Annotated in this window: 19 protein-coding genes; 4 read left to right on the top strand and 15 right to left on the bottom strand. The window is 71.4% G+C overall.

All coding sequences use genetic code 11. From position 1 onward, the window contains the following. Window positions 1-2: 2 nt before the first annotated feature. The 6 genes from ACZ7L6_RS00750 to ACZ7L6_RS00725 form a co-directional block, all read right to left on the bottom strand. Window positions 3-341 (bottom strand): UbiA prenyltransferase family protein, encoded by a 339-nt coding sequence (locus ACZ7L6_RS00750; protein WP_471919771.1) that lies wholly within the window; start codon window positions 339-341, stop codon window positions 3-5. A gap of 172 nt (window positions 342-513) precedes the next feature. Next, window positions 514-1,926, bottom strand: coding sequence for a phytoene desaturase family protein (locus tag ACZ7L6_RS00745; protein ID WP_471919770.1), 1,413 nt, complete (start codon window positions 1,924-1,926; stop codon window positions 514-516). Between the two features lie 228 nt (window positions 1,927-2,154). Further along, entirely contained in the window at window positions 2,155-3,000 is an 846-nt protein-coding gene (locus tag ACZ7L6_RS00740) for an inositol monophosphatase family protein (RefSeq protein WP_471919769.1), read from the bottom strand. Window positions 3,001-3,192: 192 nt separating this feature from the next. Beyond that, on the bottom strand, window positions 3,193-5,019 hold the full coding sequence (locus tag ACZ7L6_RS00735; RefSeq protein ID WP_471919768.1) for a gamma-glutamyltransferase family protein: 1,827 nt from the start codon (window positions 5,017-5,019) through the stop codon (window positions 3,193-3,195). A 447-nt stretch (window positions 5,020-5,466) separates the two neighbouring features. Next, window positions 5,467-6,156 (bottom strand): response regulator, encoded by a 690-nt coding sequence (locus ACZ7L6_RS00730; RefSeq protein WP_471920575.1) that lies wholly within the window; start codon window positions 6,154-6,156, stop codon window positions 5,467-5,469. A gap of 230 nt (window positions 6,157-6,386) precedes the next feature. Then, a complete protein-coding gene (locus ACZ7L6_RS00725) occupies window positions 6,387-7,490 on the bottom strand; it encodes a sensor histidine kinase (protein WP_471919767.1) in 1,104 nt (367 codons plus the stop codon). Window positions 7,491-7,657: 167 nt separating this feature from the next. Between ACZ7L6_RS00725 and ACZ7L6_RS00720 the strand changes: the two genes are divergently transcribed. Continuing rightward, the gene (locus tag ACZ7L6_RS00720; RefSeq protein WP_471919766.1) at window positions 7,658-8,665 is read left to right on the top strand and encodes a carboxymuconolactone decarboxylase family protein; all 1,008 of its coding nucleotides are present in this window, start codon (window positions 7,658-7,660) and stop codon (window positions 8,663-8,665) included. 150 nt (window positions 8,666-8,815) lie between these two features. Continuing rightward, a complete protein-coding gene (locus ACZ7L6_RS00715) occupies window positions 8,816-9,484 on the top strand; it encodes a hypothetical protein (RefSeq protein WP_471919765.1) in 669 nt (222 codons plus the stop codon). A 25-nt stretch (window positions 9,485-9,509) separates the two neighbouring features. On the opposite strand, the gene ACZ7L6_RS00710 is transcribed toward ACZ7L6_RS00715, so the two are convergent. The 9 genes from ACZ7L6_RS00710 to ACZ7L6_RS00670 form a co-directional block, all read right to left on the bottom strand. Continuing rightward, a complete protein-coding gene (locus ACZ7L6_RS00710) occupies window positions 9,510-11,057 on the bottom strand; it encodes an NCS1 family nucleobase:cation symporter-1 (protein WP_471919764.1) in 1,548 nt (515 codons plus the stop codon). Window positions 11,058-11,259: 202 nt separating this feature from the next. Beyond that, window positions 11,260-12,282 carry a TIGR03842 family LLM class F420-dependent oxidoreductase gene (locus tag ACZ7L6_RS00705; RefSeq protein ID WP_471919763.1) on the bottom strand — a complete coding sequence of 341 codons (1,023 nt, stop codon included), beginning with the start codon at window positions 12,280-12,282 and terminating at the stop codon, window positions 11,260-11,262. Window positions 12,283-12,293: 11 nt separating this feature from the next. Continuing rightward, the gene (gene hydA / locus ACZ7L6_RS00700) at window positions 12,294-13,703 is read right to left on the bottom strand and encodes a dihydropyrimidinase (protein WP_471919762.1); all 1,410 of its coding nucleotides are present in this window, start codon (window positions 13,701-13,703) and stop codon (window positions 12,294-12,296) included. Window positions 13,704-13,734: 31 nt separating this feature from the next. Further along, a complete protein-coding gene (locus tag ACZ7L6_RS00695) occupies window positions 13,735-14,577 on the bottom strand; it encodes a nitrilase-related carbon-nitrogen hydrolase (RefSeq protein WP_471919761.1) in 843 nt (280 codons plus the stop codon). A gap of 155 nt (window positions 14,578-14,732) precedes the next feature. Next, window positions 14,733-16,316 (bottom strand): PucR family transcriptional regulator, encoded by a 1,584-nt coding sequence (locus tag ACZ7L6_RS00690; RefSeq protein WP_471919760.1) that lies wholly within the window; start codon window positions 16,314-16,316, stop codon window positions 14,733-14,735. 39 nt (window positions 16,317-16,355) lie between these two features. Next, window positions 16,356-17,639: an aspartate aminotransferase family protein gene (locus tag ACZ7L6_RS00685; RefSeq protein WP_471919759.1), complete on the bottom strand. Its 1,284-nt coding sequence runs from the start codon at window positions 17,637-17,639 to the stop codon at window positions 16,356-16,358. Beyond that, window positions 17,636-18,478 (bottom strand): nitrilase-related carbon-nitrogen hydrolase, encoded by an 843-nt coding sequence (locus ACZ7L6_RS00680; RefSeq protein WP_471919758.1) that lies wholly within the window; start codon window positions 18,476-18,478, stop codon window positions 17,636-17,638. The genes ACZ7L6_RS00685 and ACZ7L6_RS00680 overlap by 4 nt, the downstream gene beginning before the upstream one ends. A 205-nt stretch (window positions 18,479-18,683) precedes the next feature. Next, on the bottom strand, window positions 18,684-20,744 hold the full coding sequence (locus ACZ7L6_RS00675) for a hypothetical protein (protein WP_471919757.1): 2,061 nt from the start codon (window positions 20,742-20,744) through the stop codon (window positions 18,684-18,686). A gap of 132 nt (window positions 20,745-20,876) precedes the next feature. After that, window positions 20,877-21,137, bottom strand: coding sequence for a helix-turn-helix domain-containing protein (locus ACZ7L6_RS00670; RefSeq protein ID WP_471919756.1), 261 nt, complete (start codon window positions 21,135-21,137; stop codon window positions 20,877-20,879). Window positions 21,138-21,210: 73 nt separating this feature from the next. Here ACZ7L6_RS00670 and map point away from each other — a divergent pair, with 73 nt between their 5' ends. Together map and ACZ7L6_RS00660 are read left to right on the top strand one after the other, a co-directional pair. After that, window positions 21,211-21,978, top strand: a complete 768-nt coding sequence (gene map, locus ACZ7L6_RS00665) for a type I methionyl aminopeptidase (RefSeq protein ID WP_471919755.1) — start codon at window positions 21,211-21,213, stop codon at window positions 21,976-21,978. 350 nt (window positions 21,979-22,328) lie between these two features. Next, the gene (locus ACZ7L6_RS00660) at window positions 22,329-22,439 is read left to right on the top strand and encodes a keywimysin-related RiPP (protein WP_023549519.1); all 111 of its coding nucleotides are present in this window, start codon (window positions 22,329-22,331) and stop codon (window positions 22,437-22,439) included. The last annotated feature ends 9 nt before the right edge of the window (window positions 22,440-22,448 follow it).

The following is a 22,448-nucleotide window of genomic DNA, read 5'->3' as shown; positions in this document are numbered from 1 at the left end:
TCTCAGGTGGGAGATATGCGCCGGGCCAGCCGTCGCGCGAGGGGATGAACAACACCGAGCGCCACGGCGACGACCGGGGCCCCACCGCGCGCGATCAGCGCCGCCTGAAGGGGCATCAGCCCGAGGATCCCGGCTCCTACGGCCCGCCGCACGTTCTCCCCCGAGGGCTTCCGTATGGCGCGTACCTGGGCGGTTCTGTAAGTGCCGAGGTAGGCGAGGGCGCCGACGGCAGCGAGGGCGGTGCGGAGCTTCTTCGAAGGAGCGGTGCCGACGACGCCCCTAAGGGGCGCGGGGAACTGCGCGACAAGCCACGATGGCGCCGCAGACGCTCGACGACGCATCGAGGCACTACCTGCGGCGGTTCTTTCGACCGGAATCGCCGCCCCCATGGCCGTCGCAGTGGACACGGCAAGGAGCGCGGCCGACGCCCTGACCTTTCCTTACCGCAAGCCACGAACTACCGGCAACGTGGGTCGTTTGAGCAGACTCACGGCTCTGACTCACGGCTCTGACTCACCGTTCCTGCCGCAGCCGCCGCCACACCGCCTTGGCCGCGTTGTGCCCCGACATGCCGTGCACGCCCGGCCCGGGCGGGGTCGCTGACGAGCAGATGAAGACCGCCGGGTGCGGGGTGCGGTAGGGGAAGAGCGACAGCTTGGGACGCAGCAGGAGTTGGAGTCCGGAGGCCGCGCCGGAGGCGATGTCCCCGCCGACGTAGTTGGCGTTGCGGGCGGCGAGTTCGGCCGGGCCGGCCGTGGCGCGGGCGAGGACACGGTCGCGGAACCCCGGGGCGAAGCGCTCCAGTTGGCGCTCGATGGCGTCCGTGAGGTCGCCGGTCCAGCCGTTCGGCACATGGCCGTACGCCCAGAAGACCTGCTTGCCCTCGGGGGCCCGGCTGGGGTCGACGACGCTGGGCTGCACGGTGATCATGAACGGCTTGTCGGGCGCCCGGCCCTCTCGGGACGCGGCGCGCAGTGCGGTGCCGATCTCCGCGCTGTCCGCCCCGATCTGCACGGTGCCGGCGCGCCGGGCTTCCGGAGCGGTCCACGGCACCGGGCCGTCCAGCGCGTAGTCGATCTTGAAGGCGGCGGGGCCGTAACGGTAGCCCTCGTAGTACCGGCCGAAGCCTGCGATGCGGGCCAGGGCGATGGGCGAGGTGTCGAAGACGTAAGCACGGGCGGGCGGTAGGTCGTCGAGCCGCTTGACCTCGTAGTCGGTGTGGACGGCGCCGCCGAGGTCCTCGAGATACGCGGTGAGGGCGTCGGAGATCGACTGGGAGCCGCCTTGGGCCACGGGCCAGCCGCGTGCGTGCGCGGAGAGCGCGAAGACCAGGCCGATGGCGCCGGTGGCGAGGCCGCCGAGCGGGGCCATGACGTGCGCGACGAGGCCGGAGAACAGCGTCCTGGCCCGTTCGTCGCGGAAGAGACGCATCAGCCAGGTCGACGGGGGCAGCCCGACGAGGCCGAAGCGGGCGAGGGTGACCGGGTCGCGTGGGAGCGCGGTGAGGGGCAGGGACATGAAGTCACGGGCCAGGGTGTCCCACTTCGCAAGGAACGGCTCGACCAGCCGGCGGTACGTCCCCGCGTCGCGCGGGCCGAAGGAGGCGGCGGTCTCGGCGACGGACCGGGACAGCACGGCTGCGGTGCCGTCGGTGAAGGGGTGCGCCATGGGCAGGTCGGCGTGCAGCCACTGCAGGCCGTAGCGGTCGAGGGGCATCGCACGGAACGCCGGCGAGTTGATGCCGAGGGGGTGCGCGGCGGAGCACGGGTCGTGCCGGAAGCCCGGCAGGGTGAGCTCCTCCGTGCGGGCGCCGCCGCCGACGGTGTCACGCGCCTCGAACACGGCTACGGAGAAGCCGCGGCGGGCCAGCTCCACGGCAGCGGTCAGTCCGTTCGGCCCCGCGCCCACCACGACCGCATCGAGCATTGACGGCACCTTCGGACTCCTTCGTCAGCCGACGGCCATTCAAGGTCAGGATATGCCGGGCCACGGCAACGCCGGTCCCTGCCGGGGGCAACGCAGCATTCCCTACTGGCTCGGTCCCATCGGCTGTATCGCGACTGCGGGCGGGTGGGGGCTTGTCGCGCCCACGCGGCGGAGCCGCATATCGATACACCCCCGCGCCCCTGGGTACGTGCGCCCCAGGTGGGTCATTCACGCACCCGCCGCCAATAGTCCCGCCACCCGCCGAGCCGTCCCCGCATCCCGTGCCGTCGTGAACGGCAGGGCGTTGCCGCCCGTGATGCGGAACGGCTCCCCCGTGCGGGTCAGGTGGGCGCCGCCCGCCTCCTCGACCAGGAGGATGCCCGCCGCGTGGTCCCAGGCCGCCTCCCAGCTGAACGCTGTCGCGTCCAACTCACCGCGCGCGACGGCGAGATACTCCAGCCCGGCCGAGCCGCACGCGCGCGGCGCGACACCGTCGGTCCACAGTCCCAGCAGTGCCCGCTTCTGCTCGTCGGTCGTGTAGTCCGGGTGGGACGTGGCGACTTCGAGGTCCCGGCCGGGCTCGGGGGACCCGGAGTGCAGCCGCTCGCCGTCCAGGAAGGCGCCCTGGCCTCGTATCGCCGTGGCCAGTTGGTCGCGGGCGGCGGCGTACGTCCAGGAGGCGAGCAGGACGCCGTGCTGGGCGAGGGCGACCAGCGTGCAGAAGCCGTCGTCTCCGTGCACGAACTGGCGGGTGCCGTCGACGGGGTCGATGATCCAGACGGGGGCGTCGCCCCGTATCGCGTCGTACGTCACCGGGTTGGCGTGCACCGCCTCCTCGCCGACCACGACCGAGCCGGGCAGGAGCGCGCCGAGTGCCTCGGTGAGGTACTGCTCGGCGAGCCGGTCGGCGTCCGTCACCAGGTCGTGCGGTCCGCTCTTCTGGTCGACCTCGTGCGCGGCGAGCTGCCGGAAGCGCGGCATGATCTCGGCCGCGGCCGCCTTGCGGACCGCTTCCTCCACGTCGGTCGAGTGCTGTGCGAGAAACTCTTCGATGGTTTCGTTGTATCCGATCACGTCTCCATGAGAGCACGCCGCACTGACAATCCCCGCCCGCCCGATGGACCCCGGGTGGCATCGGCGTGAACACGAGGGGTGTGGATCGGCGGCGTATCAGCAGGTCAGAGGCGCGTCCGGCCTTTCGCGTCCGGCCTTTCCCCACAGCCTCTGTCCCGGGTGTCCTCACACTCTCAGCGCCCGACACCGCTCTCAGCGCCCGACCGCGTACCCCTGCATCCCCCGCGGGTTCGCCGCCGCCGACAGGACACCGGTCTCCGGATCCCTGGCCACCGCGCACAGCCGTCCCTCCGACCAGGCGTCACCGACCGTCACCTCATGACCACGCCGCCGCAGCTCCTCGACCACGTCGGCGTCCATCCGGGACTCCACGGTGACGCTTCCCGGCCGCATCCCGCGCGGGTAGAAGGAGCCGGGGAAGCTGTCGTTGTGCCAGTTCGGGGCGTCGATCGCGCCCTGGAGGTCGAGGCCACCGCGTACCTGGGCGCGCAGCGCCACGGCCAGGAAGAAGTGCAGCTGCCACTGGTCCTGCTGGTCCCCGCCGGGCGTGCCGAAGGCCATGACGGGCACTCCGTCGCGCAGGGCGATGGAGGGCGTGAGGGTGGTGCGGGGGCGGCGGCCCGGCGTCAGCGAGTTCGGCAGGCCCTCCTCCAGCCAGGTCATCTGCAGCCGGGTGCCGAGCGGGAAGCCCAGTTCGGGCACGACGGGGTTGGACTGCAGCCAGCCGCCGCTGGGGGTGGCCGCGATCATGTTGCCCCAGCGGTCGACGATGTCGAGGTGACAGGTGTCGCCACGGGTGCCTCCGTCGGCGGCGACGTCGGGCTCGCCCGGCACCGGGGACGTCGGGCGTTTGGCGACGGTCGGCTCTCCGACGCCCAGCACGTCGAAGCCGGGCTCGTCGGAGGCCACCAGGCCCGCGTGCGTGCACAGCCGCGGGGCGCGTCCGCCCGGGCTGCCGGGCCGCAGCTCGTGGGAGGCCTTGCCGCCGACCAGCTCGCGCCGGGCCGCGTTGTACCGGTCCGACAGCAGCTCGGCGAGCGGCACCTCGGCCGCGTCGCCGTACCAGGCCTCCCGGTCTGCCATGGCCAGCTTGCAGCCCTCGATCAGCAGGTGGACGTACTCGGCGGACCCGTACCGGGGCAGCTCGGGCGGGAGCAGCGCGAGCTGCTGGAGGAGGACCGGGCCCTGGCTCCAGGGTCCGGCCTTGCACACGGTCCAGCCGTTCCAGTCGTACGTCGCCGGCGCCTCGTAGGTCGCGGACCAGCCGGCGAGGTCGGCGGCCGTGAGCGTGCCGGAGTGCCGCTCACCGCTGGTGTCCATCGTGGGCCGCTGCGCCTGCCGTACGAGCGCCTCGGCGATGAACCCGGTGCGCCACACGTCCCGCGCCGCGTCGATCTGCGCGACCCGGTCCCCGGCTCCGGCGACCTCGGCGAGGAGCCGCTTCCAGGTGGCGGCGAGGGCGGGGTTGCGGAACAGCTCCCCGGGCCGCGGCGCCCTCCCGCCAGGCAGGTACACCTCGGCCGACGACGTCCACTCGGTCTCGAACAGCTCCCGCACGGTCTCGACGGTCTCGCCGACGCGCTCCACGGGCGCGTGCCCGTGTTCGGCGTACCCGATGGCGTACTTGAGCACGTCGCCGAGCGTCCTGGTGCCGTGGTCCCGCAGGAGCAGCATCCAGGCGTCGAAGGCGCCGGGGACGGCGGCGGCGAGCGGCCCGGTCCCGGGGACGAGATCCAAGCCGAGTCCCCTGTAGTGCGCGACCGTCGCCCCGGCCGGCGCCACGCCCTGACCGCACAGCACCCGCACCTCGCCGCCCGCGGGCGCGAGCAGGATCGGCACCTCGCCGGCGGGCCCGTTGAGGTGCGGCTCGACGACATGCAGCACGAAGGCTCCCGCAACGGCCGCGTCGTAGGCGTTGCCGCCGTCCTCCAGGACCGCCATCGCCGACTGCGAGGCCAGCCAGTGGGTGGAGGACACCATGCCGAAGGTGCCCTGGAGAGTGGGTCGGGTGGTGAACACGGGCGGACTCCTCACTGCGGATGGCCGATCTTGTGATCGTACGCAGCGGCGGAATCCGCGTGACGGGATGAGCGAGAGGAGTCAGAAGTCCGAGGTGTCGAGCTCCAGATCGAACGGATCCGGAAGGGGCACGGGAGTTCCGAATGGCAACGGGCCCTTGACCTCGGTGTAGCCCAGCTGCCCGGGAGGGAGTAGAGGTAGGTCCAGATCGCCGGAGCCGGCGCGGCATCCCACTCTGCTCAGTTCCGGTCCCAGTTGTTCACGGATCTGGTACGCGACGCCTTCGTGATCCCAGGACGGCACGACGTGTTCGATGACGCCCTCAACGACATCTGCACCCCGTCACCCTTGACGTGCTGGATCGCATACCTGAGGGCTGTTTCGGGGTCGGCCACGTGCTCGGCCTACCGCAATCCGGCCCGCCCCCAGGACGATTCGCAGGGCAGATCACTCCAACCGGTGATCTCCACCCCGCACCGCCACCAGCCCCGACTCATAAGCGAACACGACCAACTGCGCCCGATCCCGCGCCCCCAACTTCGTCATCGCCCTGCTGATATGCGTCTTCGCCGTGAACGGGCTGATCACCATGTGCTCGGCGATCTCCTCGTTCGTCAGGCCCCGCGCCGCCAGCGCCGTCACCTCGCGTTCGCGGCGCGTCAGGCACTCCAGGCCGGGTGGGGTGGCCCGGTCGGGTGGTCTGGACACGAACTCGCCGATCAGGGTGCGGGTGACCGACGGGGACAGCAGTGCCTCCCCGCGTGCCACCACGTCGATCGCCTGGAGCAGGTCGGCCGGCTCGGTGTCCTTCAGGAGGAAGCCGCTCGCCCCGGCGCGCAGGGCCTCGAAGACGTACTCGTCGTGGCCGTAGTTCGTCAGGATCACCACTCGGACGGCTGCCAGCGCCGGGTCCGCGGCGATGTGCCGGGTCGCCTCGATGCCCGTCATCACCGGCATCTGCACGTCGATCAGCGCGATGTCGGGAACCCGGTCCCGAATCAGCTCCAGGCCCCGCTCACCGTCCGCCGCCTCACCGACCACCTCGATGCCGTCCTCGGCCTCCAGCAGGGCCCTGAAGCCCGCCCGCATCAGCGCCTGGTCATCGACGAGCGCCACTTTGATCACGCCGTCCGTCATCCCTTCCGCCACCCCGTACCCCGTGACCCCGTACCCCGCCGTGTCCCCGTGCCCCGCCGTGTCCCCGTGCCCCGCCGTGTCCCCGTGCCCCGTCATGCCCCCTTGCCCGTCGTGTCCCCGTACCGCGGCGTGACCCGCACCCCGCCGTGTTCCCTTGCCCGTCGCGCCCCCGTGCCCCATCGTGTCCCCGTACCGCGGCATGACCCGCACCCGCCGTGCTCACCCCGCCGTCACCCCGCCTCCCCCAGCGGCAGCCGCGCCCGCACCGCGAATCCGCCCTCCGCGCGCGGGGCGGCGTCGAGTGTGCCGCCGAGGGCCGTGACGCGTTCGCGCATGCCGGTCAGACCGATGCCGGGGGTGGGCGGACTCGACGGGTCGGCGGTGCCGTCGTCCTCGACCGATATTGTCAACTCACCGTCACCATAGGACAGTTGAACTACCACCTTCGCCGGCCCCGCGTGCCGCGCCGCGTTCGTCAGGGCCTCCTGGACGATCCGGTACGTCGCCCGGTCGACCGTCGCCGTCAGCGGCCGCTCCTCCCCCGTCACCGTCAGCTCGACCGCGAGCCCGGCCGCCCGCGCCCGCTCCACGAGCAGCGCGGGGGTGCCGGTCGGCTCGTCCGTGCGCAGCACCTCCAGCGTGGCGCGCAGCTCGCGCATCGCCTCGCCGCTCGCCTCCTGGATGGCGAGCAGGGCGGGCGGTATCTCCTCGCCCCGCTTGCGGGCCAGGTGCACGGCGACGCCCGCCTGGAGCTTGACGATCGAGATGCTGTGGGTGAGGGAGTCGTGCAACTCGCGGGCGATGCGCAGGCGTTCCTCGCCCGCCCGGCGCAACGCCGCCTCCTCACGGGTGCGTTCGGCCTCCAGGGCGCGCTGTTCGGTCTGGCGCAGGTACGCCTGCCAGTTGCTGTCGGCCAGCCCCGTCACGACCGCGCACAGGAACCAGCCGGCGAGGAGCAGCGCCTCGCGGCCCACGGAGGGGCTCGCCGAGCCCGCCGCGACGTATCCACCGAGGAAGACGGCGGCCGCCGCCGCGGCCGTGCCCCGGTGTCCGATCCTGCCCGCCGTGTGCACCGCGCCCACGACGGGGAGGGCCATGATGGTCGCGGGTCCCGCGAAGACCACTTCGGCGAGCAGAGAGGCCGTCGTGACAGCGAGCACGACACGCGGAGCCGTGCGGTGCGCAGCCAGGGCCAGCGACCCGATCACGATCAGCGCGAGGTCGACGGGCCCGTCACGGCCGTCCCCCAGGGCTACGAGCACGACGATCGCGCCGACCACGACCGCCACGATCGTGTCGACCAGCCGCTCGCGTGTGATCCGACTCCCGCTCATGCCCGCACAGTAGACCGCCCCACCGACAGGGACGTCACCCCTGTGGACGGCTCCCCGACTACTCCCCACGCAGTAGTGCCCGGCACCGCCCCGCCCCGGCGTCGCAGCCCCAACTGCCTTCGGCGGTACGACGACCCGGGCCGCCCCGTCGCCGCACTCTGCTGTCCATGACCACACCCTTCCGCTACACCGAACCCCTCCCGCCCAGGTCGGCCGTCGGCACCGTCGCCGAGGTGTACGCGCAGATCGCCCTCGACTTCGGCATCGCGGCACCCTCCACCTTCGTGGTGCTGTCCTCCGCACCCGAACTTCTGGCCCCGGCCTGGGCGTTGATGCGCGAGTCGCTCATCGCCGGAACAGGCAGCCGCACCGGCAAGGAGCTGGTGGCCCTCGGGGTGTCGCTCGCCAACAAGTGCCCGTTCTGCGTGGACGCGCACACCGTGCTGCTGCACGCCACCGGCGACCATGCGCTGGCGGAGCGGCTGGCACGCGGAGAGACCCCGCAGAGCGAGGACCACGCGCGCGTGCTCGCCTGGGGGCAGCACACGCGCGTGCCCGGCGCCACCCTGGTGCCGTACCCCTTCCCGCGGGCGCACGCCCCCGCCTACCTCGGCACCGCGCTCACCTTCCACTTCATCAACCGGATCGCGTCGGCCCTGCTGACCGAGAACCTGCTGCCGGCGGGCGCCCAGCGGTTCCGGGCGGTACGCAGCCTCACGGGCCGCTCGCTCGCCCGGACCGTACGCCGCCCCGCCCGCCCCGGCCGGTCACTCGCCCTGCTCGAGGACATCGACCCCGGTGAGGCCCCCGCATGGGCGGACGGCACACCCGTCGGCATCGCGTACGCGGCGTTGCTCAGGACGGCCATGAGCGGCGCGGCCCTCCTCGACGCCGACGACCACGACATCCTGGAGGCGGCCCTGCAGGACTGGGACGGCGCACATCCGCCGCTCGCCCTGGAGGGGTTCCCGGACCGCCGGGAGCGTCCCGGGGCGCGGCTCGCGCTGCTGGCCGCCCTCGCGCCGTACCGCATCACCGACGAGGACGTGGCGGCGTGGCGCAGGCCGGAGCACACCGACCACTGTCTGGTGCACCTCGTCGCATACGGCGCCTTTCTCGCCGTGGACCGAATTGAAAGCGCTATCTCCTCCCAAATCACCCTGGAGGCCCTGTAACTCGCCCAGGTCGCCCCGCAATTGCGGCCCGTCCGTAGTGGCGTCAGCACGGAGCGAGTTGGCACTTCCGCCTCACAGGCAGTCATGTGACACTGTCGTCCCGTCCGCAGTGCGGACTCCCTCCGCACCGTCCCCCACGAAAAGTGCGCCGTGCGTTCTCTGCCTTTGCCGCTCGCCCTCACCGCGCGTCTGTCGCCCGTCGTCGTGCTTGCCACGGCGGGCTGGGCGCTGTCGTCCGGACCCGCCGCGTCGCCGGCCGCCGACGACCGGCCGGCGACGCAGAAGACCGAGAACGAGTCGCCCACGGCTCCCGCGACGGCGGCGGCGGCGAAGACGTACGCCGCCGCTCCCTCACCGTGCGACAGCCTGAGCTCGAAGACGATAAAGGACCTCGTACCCGGCGCGAAGACGGCCGGCAAGGAGATCCCGTCCACCGACTCGAAGCTGCGCCGGACGTGCTCGTGGAACGCGCTCAAGGGGTACGACTACCGCTGGCTGGACGTGTCCTTCGAGATCACGGCGTCGGACGAGGCCGCGGAGACGTCCTACAAGGAGCGCATCGCGGCCAAGAGCGGCGGAGGCGACGTCCCCGGAGTCGGCGACGCGGGCTACTCGGTCGTGAACCTCACCACCGAGGACAAGCAGCAGACACGCGAGGGCGTGGTGATGATCCGCGCGTCCAACGCGCTGATCTCCGTCACGTACAGCGGAAGCGACTTCGAGTCGAAGAAGGCGCCCAGCACGGACGAGATCAACAAGGGCGCGATCAAGGCGGCGAAGGAGGCCGCCGCCGCGCTGGAGGACGGCCAGAAAGGCTGACCCTCTGACCGTCCTCCGCGGGGGATCAGGCCTCGACGCGTTCCTTCCGACCGCCCATGAGCAGCACGTACAGCACCAGCGAGGCACCCAGGCCCACCGCCCAGCCGTAGTCGGCGAGCGGCTTGAGGAACGGGATCAGCCCGTCGACCGGGAACGGTCCGGTCTTCGCGCCGTCCGCGCCGACGCCCGAGTAAGAGCCGCCGACCGCGAGGACGCCGCCGACCAGGAAGGCGGCGATCGCCCGCCAGTTCCACCCGGACGAGTACCAGTAGCGGCCGCCGGGCGTGTACAGGTCCGCGAGGTGCAGGACCGTACGCCGCACGATCCAGTAGTCGGCGATCAGGATGCCCGCGACCGTACCGAGCAGGCCGCCGACCACGCCGAGCCAGGTGAAGATGTAGAACTCCGGCGTGGAGATCAGCTTCCACGGGAAGATCAGGATGCCGACGACACCTGTGATCAGCGCGCCCGTACGGAAGTTGATGAGCTTGGGGGCCAGGTTCGCCAGGTCGTACGCCGGGGAGACCACGTTCGCCGCGATGTTCACGGAGACCGTGGCGACCAGCACGATGACGAGCGCGAAGAGCAGACCGAAGGCGTTGTCGGTCTTGGCGGCGAGGGCGACCGGGTCCCAGATCGCCTCGCCGTAGACGACCTCGGAGCCGGAGGTGACCAGCACGGCGAGGATCGCGAAGAGGGTCATCGTTGTGGGCAGGCCCAGGGACTGGCCCCAGGTCTGCGCCTTCTGGCTGGCGCCGAAGCGCGTGAAGTCGGGGATGTTGAGCGAGAGAGTCGCCCAGAAACCGATCATTCCCATGAGGGACGGGAAGAAGACGGGCCAGAAGTCGGCGCCCCAACCCAGCTTCGAGGGCTGGTCGAGCAGTGCGCCGAAGCCGTCCGCCTTGACCGCGATCCAGATCAGCAGCACGAGGGCGCCGACGATCACGAAGGGTGCGGCCCAGTTCTCGAAGTGCCGCAGGAAGTCCATGCCGCGGTAGATGATGGCGATCTGCACGGCCCAGAAGAGCAGGAAGCAGAGCCACAGCGGCCAGGGGTTCCCGGCGATCTTCCCGGCGTTCTCCCAGTGACCTCCGGTGAGCTTGGAGCCCAGCGCGAAGATGCCGCTGCCGCCGATCCACGTCTGGATGCCGAACCAGCCGCAGGCCACGGCCGCCCGGATCAGCGCCGGGATGTTGGCGCCGCGCAGCCCGAAGGAGGCCCGCGCCAGCACCGGGAACGGGATGCCGTACTTGGGTCCGGCGTGCCCGGTGGCCAGCATCGGCAGCAGCACGATGACGTTGGCCAGGGCGATGGTGAAGACGGCCTGCTTCCAGTCCATGCCGAGGGCGACCAGGCCGGAGGCCAGGGTCCAGCTGGGGATGCAGTGGGCCATGGAGATCCACAGCGCCGCGAAGTTGTACGTCGTCCACTTGCGCTCGGCGACCGGGACGGGCCGCAGGTCCTCGTTGGCGAAGGGGCTGTGGGCGGGGAATGCCTCGGGGGCGAGTTCTATGCGGCCGTCGGCGTGGGCGGTCTGCGATATCGGTGACCCCGTGGGGACTGTTTCGGTCATGAGCAGGCCAATCGACAAGCGGGACGGGATGGATAGGCCGTGCGGGGGCCGGCGGGGCCGGGGAAGGGCAGGCACGCCCTTCCCCGGCCCCGCCACCCTCCCCGGGGCGGGTGGCGGGGAGGCCTGGACCGCGGGGAGGGAGACAAGGTGTGGGGGGTCGGGTGGAGCGGTGGTGCTGCGAGTCCGAACTCGACGATGACGGTCAGGAGTTGACCGCGGGGATGACCTCCGAGCCGTACGCGTCGATGACGGTTTCCTGCGCGTCGTGCATGTCGTAGACGGCGAACTGGTCGACGCCCAGCTCACGCAGCGCGTGCAGCTTCTCGATGTGCTTCTCGACCGGTCCGATGATGCAGAACCGGTCGACGATCTCGTCGGGCACGAACTGGGTGTCCGGGTTGTCGGCGCGGCCGTGGTGGGAATAGTCGTACCCCTCACGCGCCTTGATGTAGTCGGTGAGTTCGTCGGGTACGGCCGCGGAGTGCTCGCCGTACTTGGTGACCAGGTCGGCGACATGGTTGCCGACCATCCCGCCGAACCAACGGCACTGCTCGCGCGCGTGGGCGAGCGCCTCGGGCGAGTCGTCCTCGGTGACGTACGCGGGTGCGGCGACGCAGATCTTCACCTCGGACGGGTCACGGCCTGCGGCGACCGCGGCGTCCTTCACCGCCTTGACCATGTACTCGGTCAGGTAGAGGTCGGCGAGCTGCAGGATGAACCCGTCGGCCTCCTCGCCGGTCATCTTCAGGGCCTTGGGCCCGTACGCCGCCATCCATACGGGGAGTTCCGCGCCCGGCTTGATCCACGGGAACCTGACGACCGTACCGCCGCCGAGGTCGGCCTCGTCGCCCCGGCCCAGCGCCCGGATGACCTTCATGGCGTCGCTGATGCGGGCGAGGGTGTTGGGCTTGCGCCCGGCGACGCGCATCGCGGAGTCGCCGCGGCCGATGCCGCAGACCGTGCGGTTGCCGAACATGTCGTTGAGGGTGGCGAACGTGGAGGCGGTGACCTCCCAGGTGCGGGTGCCCGGGTTGGTCACCATCGTGCCGACCTTCAGCTTCTGGGTGTTGGCCAGGATCTGGCTGTAGATCACGAACGGTTCCTGCCAGAGCACGGCCGAGTCGAAGGTCCAGCCGTAGGTGAAGCCGTTGCGCTCGGCGCGCTTCATCAGGCTGACGACCTTCGAGGCCGGCGGGTCGGTCTGCAGGACGAGTCCGAAGTCCATGGGCTCCGCTCCTAGTTGAGGTACTGACAGGTGGAGCGGGGCGTGTAGACGCCGTGCCCGGCGTGACCGGTGTACTCCCGCTCGGTGATGACGGGTTCGCCGCGCGAGAGGACCGTCTCGACCCGGCCGGTGGTGCGCTTGCCCTCGTACGCCGAGTAGTCGACGTTCATGTGGTGGGTGACGGCGGACATGACCTGCTCGGCCTGCGGGTCGTAGACGACGATGTCGGCGTCCGCGCCGGGCGCGATCGTGCCCTTCTTCGGGTACAGGCCGAACATCCGGGCCGGGGTCGCGCAGGCGATCTCGATCCAGCGGCGGCGCGAGATGCGGCCGTCGACGACGGCCTGGTGGAGCAGGTCCATCCGGTTCTCGACACCGGGAAGCCCGTTGGGGATCTTCGAGAAGTCCCCTCGCCCCAGCTCCTTCTGGCCGACGAAGCAGAAGGGGCAGTGGTCGGTGGAGACGACCTGGAGGTCGTTGGTCCTGAGGCCCTTCCACAACTGGGCCTGGTGCTCCTTGGGCCGCAGCGGCGTGGAGCACACGTACTTGGCGCCCTCGAAGTCCGGCTCGGCGAGGTTGTCGGTGGACAGGAACAGGTACTGCGGGCAGGTCTCGCCGAAGACGTTCAGCCCCTCGTCGCGCGCCCTGGCCAGCTCGGCGACTGCCTCCATCGCCGAGACGTGCACGACATACAGCGGGGCGCCCGCGACCTGGGCGAGCCTGATGGCACGGTGGGTGGCCTCGGCCTCCAGCAACGCCTTGCGCACCTCCCCGTGGAAGCGGGGATCGGTCTCGCCGCGGGCCAGCGCCTGCTCGACCAGTACGTCGATCGCGATGCCGTTCTCGGCGTGCATCATGATCAGGCCGCCGTTCTCGGCGGAGCGCTGCATGGCGCGCAGGATCTGGCCGTCGTCGGAGTAGAAGACCCCCGGGTAAGCCATGAACTGCTTGAAGGAGGTGACACCTTCCTCCACCAGCAGGTCCATCTCCTTGAGCGTCTCCTGGTTCACATCGGAGACGATCATGTGGAAGCCGTAGTCGATGGCGCAGTTGCCCTCGGCCTTGGCGTGCCAGGCGTCGAGGCCCTCGCGCAGCGAGTGGCCCACGCTCTGCACGGCGAAGTCGACGATCGTGGTGGTGCCGCCCCAGGCGGCGGCCCGGGTGCCGGTCTCGAAGGTGTCGGAGGCGTGCGTGCCACCGAACGGCAGCTCCATGTGGGTGTGGACGTCGACGCCACCGGGGATCACGTACTTCCCGGTGGCGTCGACGACCCGCTCGGCGGTCCAGGCCTCGGCGGCCGGGGTGCCGGAGGCGGCGAGGGCGGCGATGCGGCCGTCCTCGATCAGCACGTCGGCGTGGATCTCGTCGGACGCGGTGATGACGAGACCACCGCGGATCACGGTACGGCTGCGGCTGCTCATGGTCCCTCTCCTGCCAGAGTGAACGGTTCGGTCAGGGTGCGGTCAGCGGGGGGTACGCGTCGGGACGGCGGTCGCGGTAGAACTGCCAGCGGTCGCGCACCTCCCGCAGCTTGGCCATGTCCAGGTCGCGGACGACCAGTTCGGTCTCCTTGTCGCTCGCCACCTCGCCCACGAACTGGGCCTCCGGGTCGACGAAGTAGGTCGTGCCGTAGAAGTCGTTGTCGCCCAGCTCCTCGACACCGACCCGGTTGATCGCGCCGACGAAGTACTCGTTGGCGACGGCCGCCGCCGGCTGCTCCAGCTGCCAGAGGTAGGCCGACAGGCCGCGCGAGGTGGCCGACGGGTTGAAGACGATCTCGGCGCCCGCTAGCCCCAGCGCCCGCCAGCCCTCCGGGAAGTGACGGTCGTAGCAGATGTACACGCCGATCCTGCCGACCTTGGTGTCGAAGACGGGCCAGCCGAGGTTGCCGGGCCGGAAGTAGAACTTCTCCCAGAATCCCGGGACTTGGGGGATGTGGTGCTTGCGGTACTTGCCGAGGTACGAGCCGTCCGCGTCGATCACGGCCGCGGTGTTGTAGAGGACGCCGGGCTGCTCCTCCTCGTACATCGGGAGGATCAGGACGATGCCCAACTCCTTGGCCAGCGCCTGGAATCGCCTGACGATCGGGCCCTCGGGGATCTGCTCGGCGTACTCGTAGAACGCCTTGTCCTGGACCTGGCAGAAGTACGGCCCGTAGAACAGCTCCTGGAAGCACAGGATCTGGGCACCCTGCGCGGCCGCGTCGCGGGCCGCCTGCTCGTGCACCTGGATCATCGATTCCTTGTCGCCGGTCCAGGCGGTCTGGAAGAGGGCGGCACGGATCACTCTGCTCATCGGGACCTCCGGTCGCTCGGTGTGCAGCGAGAGTAGGAGTGCCGAAGATCCGGTTTGAGTTGCACCGTGTCACGTCTGCGGGCGTGCGGCGTGCCACGGTGTCACCCTCTCGTGGGCCCATGTTTCACCGCCGTTTTCCCAGGTCGTTGCGTGTTTCAACCCTGTTGCGCGTCGTGCGCGAGGAGCGCGATGTGCACCGAGGCGGCCTGCTCGAAGTCGTCGAGGTCCACACCCAGCCGGGTCTGTATCGCCTCCAGGCGGCGGTAGAGCGCCGGGCGGGACACATGGTGGAGCTGGGCGGTACGGGACTTGTTGCGGCCGGTGGCGAGGTAGGTGCGCAGCACGGCCAGCAGATCTTGATCCGCACCGCACAGCAGCCCGTCGAGCTCCCGCTCGGCGAAGGACTGCACCTGCGGATCGTCCCGCAGCAACCGGATCAGGCCGCGCAGATGAACGTCCCTCAGGCGTACGACGGCCGGGAGGTCGAGGGCGGCCGAGGAGTCGGCGACGGCATCGGCGACGTGCTGGGCCTCGCGCACCCCGGCGGGTACGTCGTCCCAGGCGGTCCGGGCGTCGGCGGCCGCCACGACGGTCCGGGCGGCCCCGGACTCCGAGCGCACCCGGGCGGCGAAGTTCGCGGTGAGCACGCGCGCGTCCTGGTCCCGGGCGAGGCTCAGCAGCACGGCGGTGGCCCCGTCGGCGAGCTCGGCGACGATCCCTGACAGCCCCAGCATCCGCAGGACGCGCTCCAGTTGGGCCGGTCCGACATCCCGCACGACCAACGGCACGAAGGTGCGCCGGTTGACCGGCAACCCGGCCGCACGCGCGCGTGGCAGCAGCTGCCGCGCCGGTACGACCCCGCTGACGAGGTCGGTCAGCAGGCTCTGCGCGGACTGCTCCTCCCAGGTGTGCGCGGAGTTGCCGCCGAGCATGCGGTGCAGGACGAGCGCCTCGGCCGCGCGGTCGGCGAGCAGCCGCCCGGTGGCGGTGTCGCCGCGGTACCCGCACAGCATGATCTGCCCCCACCGCTCCCCCCGCCCGCCCAGCTCGGCGCGGATCCAGCCGTCGCCCTCGCTGCCGCCGGCCTGGCGGGCGATGCGCTCCCAGTCGCGCAGCACGTCGTCCACCGCCGGCCGCTCCCCCGCCGTGGCGAGGACGCGGTGGGCGAGGTTGGTGACGACGACGGGGCAGGCGCTGTGCGCGGCGACCTCGTCGAGGAGGCGCTGCAGCGGGGCGCCCGCTGTGATGAGTCCGGTGAGCGCGGTCCGTACGGCCTCCGAGAGGCTGACGGCGGCGAACTTCCGCCGCACCAGCCGGGACTGGACCTCTTCGGTCAGCTCGGCGAAGGGGAAGGGCCGGTGCAGGACGACCATGGGCAGCCCGCACCGCTCGGCCGCCCGGCGCATCACCTCCGGCGGGGCGGGAAACGCCCGGCCGAGGCCCAGCACGACGGCCGCCGCCTCGGCCCGGTGCAGGGAGCGGATGTACTCGGCCTGCTTCTCCTCGTCGCCGGCGAGGAGCACGCCGGTGGTGAGCACCATCTCGCCGCCGCTGAGCATCACCCCGACGTCCGGTGCCTCGGCGACATGCACCCAGCGCACCGGCCGGTCGAGCTGACCGGCGCCGGCCACCACCTCGGGCTCCCCGGCGAGCACCCGCTCCAGGGTGAGGACCTGCCGGACCGACAGGGCGGGTTCCAGGGGTTCGAGGGGTTCCAGGGGCTCCAAGGTGGCGGTCATGGCGGCGTTCCCTTACTCAGGTGCTCCGGATGGGTCCTGCTAGATGCTCCTCAGAGCGCTCTCGAGGATCGCGGCGCCCTCCTCGGCCTCCGCGACGGTGAGGGACAGGGGCGGGGCGATACGCAGGGAACTGGTGCTGTGGCCGCCGCCCTTGCCGATGAGGAGGCCGCCCTCGCGGGCCGCTTCCAGCACGGCGGACGCGGCGGCCAGGTCGGCCTCGTCCGTGCCGGGCTTGGTGATCTCGATGCCCAGCATCAGGCCCCGGCCGCGCACCTCCCGTACGTGCGGCACATGCGCGGCGACGGCCCGCAGCCGCTCCAGGAGCAGCCCGCCGACGCGCCGGGCGTTGCCCTGAAGGTCGTGTTCCAGCAGGTAGTTGAGGTTGGCGAGGCCGGCCGCCATGGTGATCTGGGTGCCACCGAACGTCGAGATGCTGTTGGCGTCCAGGCAGTTCATGATCTCGGCGCGGGCGACGACCCCGCCGATGGACATGCCGTTGCCGATGCCCTTGGCGAAGGTCAGGATGTCCGGCGGCCCGGACTGCCCGTGCGCCTGCCAGCCCCAGAAGTGGTCGCCGGTGCGGCCCCAGCCGGTCTGCACCTCGTCGGCGATCCACAGGATGCCGCGCTCGGCGAGCACCTCGCGGAAGGCGGCGTACAGCCCGTCCGGGCCCGAGGTGAAGCCGCCGACGCCCTGGATGGGCTCGGCGATGAGGGCCGCGGGCGGGCGGGTGTGGCCGAGGAGGTCCAACAGGTCGTCGACGCAGGCGGCGATGAAGTCCTCGTCGCTCAGCCCGGCGTACGGACCGCGCGTGCGCACCCCGCCGTGGACGTACAGCGTCTGCAGCGGCGACAGCGAGGTCGGCGACCAGCCGCGGTTGCCGGTGATGCCGATCGCGCTGAAGGAGCGGCCGTGGTAGCTGTTGCGCATCGCGAGGATCGTGTTGCTCTGCCGGTACGTCGTCGCGAGCAGCAGGGCGGTGTCGTTGGCCTCGGTGCCGGAGGTGGTGAAAAAGACGCGGGCGTCCGGGATGCCGCTCAACTGCGCGATGCGCTCGGCGAGTTCGACCATCGGCCGGTTGAGATAGAGGGTGGAGGAGTGGATGATCCGCCCGGCCTGCTCGCTCACCGCCTTCGTCACCTCGGGCAGCGCGTGCGCGGTCATCGTCGTGAGGATGCCGCCGAAGAAGTCGAGGTACCGCCGGCCCTCGGCGTCCCAGACGTGGCGGCCCTCGCCGTGGGTGATCTCCAGCGGTTCCTCGTAGTAGAGGGCGAGCCAGTCCGGCATGACGGAGCGGTGGCGTCCCAGCAGGTCCTTGGTCACGGCTGCACCAGTCCTTCGTAGGCGTCGGGTCGGCGGTCGCGGTAGAAGGCCCACTGCTGCCGCACTTCTTCGATGAGGTCGAAGTCGAGGTCGCGGACGATCAGCTCCTCGGTCTTGTCGCTCGCGACCTCCCCGACGAACTGCCCGCGGGGGTCGACGAAGTAGCTCGTCCCGTAGAAGTCGTTGTCGCCGTACGGCTCCTGCCCGACGCGGTTGATCGCGGCGACGAAGTACTCGTTGGCGACGGCCGCCGCGGGCTGCTCCAGCTGCCAGAGGTAGGCCGACAGGCCGCGCGAGGTGGCCGACGGGTTGTACACCAACTGGGCGCCGTTGAGCCCGAGTTGCCGCCAGCCCTCCGGGAAGTGACGGTCGTAGCAGATGTAGACGCCGACCTTGCCGACGGCGGTGTCGAAGACGGGCCAGCCGATGTTGCCGGGCTTGAAGTAGTACTTCTCCCAGAAGCCCTTGACCTGCGGGATGTGGTGCTTGCGGTACTTGCCGAGGAAGGTGCCGTCGGCGTCGATCACGGCCGCGGTGTTGTAGTAGAAACCCGACTGCTCGACCTCGAAGACCGGTACGACGATCACCATGCCGGTGTCGCGGGCGAGCTCCTGCATACGACGCACGGTCGGCCCGTCGGGGACCGGCTCGGCCCACTTGTAGTGCTCCGGCTCCTGGACCTGACAGAAGTAGGGAGCGTTGAAGACCTCCTGGAAGCCGATGATCTTCGCACCCTGCCGGGCCGCCTCCCGGGCGTGCTCCTCGTGTTTCGCCACCATGGACTCGGTGTCGCCGGTCCAGGTGGCCTGGACCAGAGCGGCACGTACGACGTTGGCCATGAGCTGCTCCTTCGACGGGACGTCAGAGCCTCTACGCCCGTAGAGGGGGGCCGTAGAGGCTTGAAAGTAAGCCCCTGGAACAGCCTTGCCAAGACCATCGTCGTTAACCCGCTGAGTCGATCACGTTTCACACTCCAGTGGGTGACCGGTGGGGCCGGTGGGACGGGTGTATCACCCTGTGGGGAGACGTCGGCAGGGCGAGGTGTCACGCCGCGAAGCCCGCCACGCGCAGGGCGTGGACGAGGTCCCAGTAGCGCTCGTCCGAGACGCCCTGGGCAGCTTCCAGCAGAAGCGGTACGAGCGTCTTCGGGTCGGGCGCGGCGCTGCGGGCGGCCTCCTCCGGGGTGCGGACGCGGACGTAGGCGTCGAGCAGCGCGCGGACCTCGCGGGGCCGTCCCTCGCCGGCCAGGCCGACCACGGCCTGCCCGATCTCGTTCGCGGGCCGCGCCACGCCCTGGCGCAGGATCTGCTCCCCGTCGCCGGCCCGCCCCGCCGCGGTCAGGGCGTCGGCGGCGGCCACGAGCCGCTCGGCCGGCAGCGAGGCGGCCTCCCACAGCAGGGTCGCCCAGTCGGCGCCCAGTCCGGCACGCTCCATCTCGGCCGCGAGCAGCGGGAAACGGACGGCGGGCCAGTAGGCGGCCTCGACCAGCAGCGCATGCGCCTCGCCGCTACGGCCCTCACCGCGCAGCCGCACGAGCGTCTCCACGGTCCGTACGACCTCCCGTCGGTCCTGCTCGCCCATCGGCTCGCGCCGTGGCTGCTCCGGGGTCGCGGGTGCCTCGGCGGCGGCCCCGGCGAACCGTGCTCCGCGCGGAGTGCGGCGCCCGGTGGCGGGCTGGGCCGGGAGGGTGGGTGCGGCGGTCGGCGGTACGACGACGGGGGCGGCCTCCTCCTCGACCATCCCGGCGAAGCGGGCGCTGCCTCGGCGGCGTTTGCGCTGCTTGGAGGTGGGGGTGGGAGCGGGTTCGGGGTCGGAGTCGGCCGGCGGAGTCCGGGTGTGGTCGCCGGGAGTCGTGTCGGCGGGGGCGCCGGCCGGGGCCGGCCGGTCGTCGGGGTGCCCCGCGACGGAGTGCCGCACTTGCGGCCAGTCGGAGGACGCGGCGGCTCCGGCCGGGACGGATCGGTCCATGGGATGCCCGCCGGGTCGCCCTGCACCGGCGTCGGTGCCGTACGCACCCGCCCACTCGGCCGCCTCGGCGGCGCCTCCCCCGGTGCGGGAACCCGCAGCCCCCTCCGGGCGAGAGTCACGACGTCCCGCCGCCCCGTCACGGGCGGCCCGCCGCGCTGCGTGCCACTCGGCCGCCTCGGCCTCCGACCGCTCGTCGCGCTGATGCGGCACACCCGGGAATCCGCCGCCGTAGCCGCCGGCCTCTCTCGGCTGCATACCGTCCGCGCGGGGCCGAGGGCCTGCGAACCCGACGTCCTGGGGGCCGGCTGACTCGACCCCGGCGCCTACGGGCCGATCGTGCCGGAACCCGTCACCCTCGAACCGCTCGTTCTGGAGCCCGTCGTCCCCGTACCTGCCGTCCTGGGAGCCGGCGGCCTCGGCCCTGGCACGCCCGAGCCGCTCGCTCCTGAACCCGTCGCTCCCGGCCCCCTCGCGCCGGAACCCGTCGCCCCCGACCCGGCCATCCCCGAACCCGTCGCCCCCCACCTGCCCGTCCCGGAACCCGTCGTCCCCACCCCGTTCGTCAAGGCGGAACACGGCCTTCTCCCCCACCCGGTCCCGCCGTATCGCCTGGCCGCGGTCCCGTGCCGCCAGTCGGTCCAGGTCGGTCATCCGGGCCCGGAGTTCGGCGCACCGGGCGGTCGCGCGGTCGTGGTCGTCGCGGGCCCAGGCGAGGTCGAGGCGGATGGCGTCGGCCTCCTCCCGGGTGGTGGCGGAGGCGAGCAACCGCCCGAGTTCGGCTTGCCGTTCGGCGGCGTACCGCTGTTCGCGGAGCATGACGTCGAGCCGGTCCCCGAGGGCCTCGCGGCCGCCGGGCCGGGCGTCGTACACGGCCAGGGCGGCGGTGTGCAGGGCTCGGGCGCGCTCCGTCTCGGGTCCGGCGCCGCCGGGACCGTACTGGGCGGCGAGGTCGTGCAGGAGCGACTCCACCACGTCCCAGGGCGGCACTTCGCGTCCGGCGAGGCAGGCCTGCATGCCCTCCGGGTCACGCTGCCAGAACACCCCGCACCAGCCGCCGCCCTGATCCAGGCGCGCCACGAGGCCGTCCAGGTAGTCCACGAACTCCCGTACCCGAGCCGGGAGTTGTTCCACTGACATCGCCCAACTCCCGCCAGACCGGAGTACTCCGGTCCGTTAGGCAACACCAGCCATGTTACGAACGCGCTACGGGAAGTTTTCGGACTGAACGCAGAGTACGCCGCAGCTGCCGGAACGTGACGTGCGAACCCGTCAGGCGGCGGCCTCGACGACCGGCGTGCAGCGCCCGGCCAGCTCGTCCATCGACAGCCCGAGGGCCTGCGCGAGGGCGGCCACCGTGAAGAAGGCCGGAGTCGGGGCCCGCCCCGTCTCGATCTTGCGCAGCGTCTCGGCGGAGATACCGGCGCTCGCCGCGACCTCCGTCATGCTGCGGCCACCGCGGGCCTCGCGGAGCAACCGGCCGAGCCGCTCGCCGCGTTCACGCTCTTCGGGGGTGAGAGGGGTGCGCACCATGGCGCCCATTCTAATACCGCTCCCCACCCCGTCACGTTCGCCCCCCTATTCAAATACCGGTATAGTAATTGGCATGGTGGAGCTGAAGACGGACAAGTCGATCGATGAGATGTACGCGGCCGGGCAGGTCGTTGGCCAGGCCCTGACGGCCGTGCGAAAAGCCGCTGACGTGGGGGTTTCCCTGCGGGAGCTGGACGAGGTGGCGCGCGAGGTGCTGAGCGCGGCGGGCGCGACCTCCCCCTTCCTCGGCTACCACCCCTCCTTCGCGCCCGTCCCCTTCCCCGCCGTCATCTGCGCGTCGGTGAACGACGCGATCGTGCACGGCATCCCGACCGACTACCGCCTGCGCGACGGCGACCTCGTCTCCATCGACTGCGGGGCCGAACTGGGCGGCTGGGCGGGCGACTCGGCGATCAGCTTCACGGTCGGCAGGGCGCGCCCCGCCGACGTCCGCCTGATCGAGACGGCGGAACGGGCGCTGGCGGCGGGCATCGAGGCGGCGGTGGTCGGCAACCGCATCGGCGACCTCGCGCACGCGATCGGCACGGTGTGCCGGGGGGCCGGGTACGGCATCCCGGACGGTTTCGGCGGGCACGGCATCGGCCGCAAGATGCACGAGGACCCGGGGGTGCCGAACGAGGGCCGTCCCGGCCGGGGCCTTCCGCTGCGGCACGGCATGGTCCTCGCCATCGAGCCGATGCTCATCGCGAGCGGCAAGGACGGCTACCACACGGCACCGGACGGCTGGACCCTGCGCACGAACGACGGCTCCCGCGCGGCGCACGCGGAGCACACGGTGGCGATCACGGAGGCGGGACCGCGCATTCTCACCGCCCGGTAAGCCCTGTGATCACACCACCCGCCGGGGTCCGCACCCGCCGGACATGGTGCGCGCCGACAACTGCACAGTGCGCCCCAGCGGCTCCCCTCACGATCCTCATGCACGGCGCGCGCGACCACAAATGCGGCCACAGCTAGGAACGTTTCTTCGCGCATGCGCACGGCAAACTTCGACCGATGCAACACCTCTTGCCAGGTACGCGTGCGCCGGCGACAGGCCAGAGGCATCTGCCTTTTCATACCGTCATACTTTCGTGCCGCTCCTTGCCCCGTCCTCACGTTTCGCAGCTAGCTGGTGTGGCGCCCCCTCCCCATCCGGGGACGGGACCACAACCGCAGTGAGGAGAAGTCATGAAGAAGGCATACGAAGCGCCGACGCTCGTCAGGCTCGGTACGTTCCGCAAGGAGACGGGGCTCCTTCAGCGCTCCGGCAACGACCGGCTGATCTTCAGCAAGAACTGACGGGCGACG

The organism is Streptomyces sp. NPDC107522 (assembly GCF_055657525.1).
This window is presented reverse-complemented; position numbering and strand designations above follow the sequence as displayed.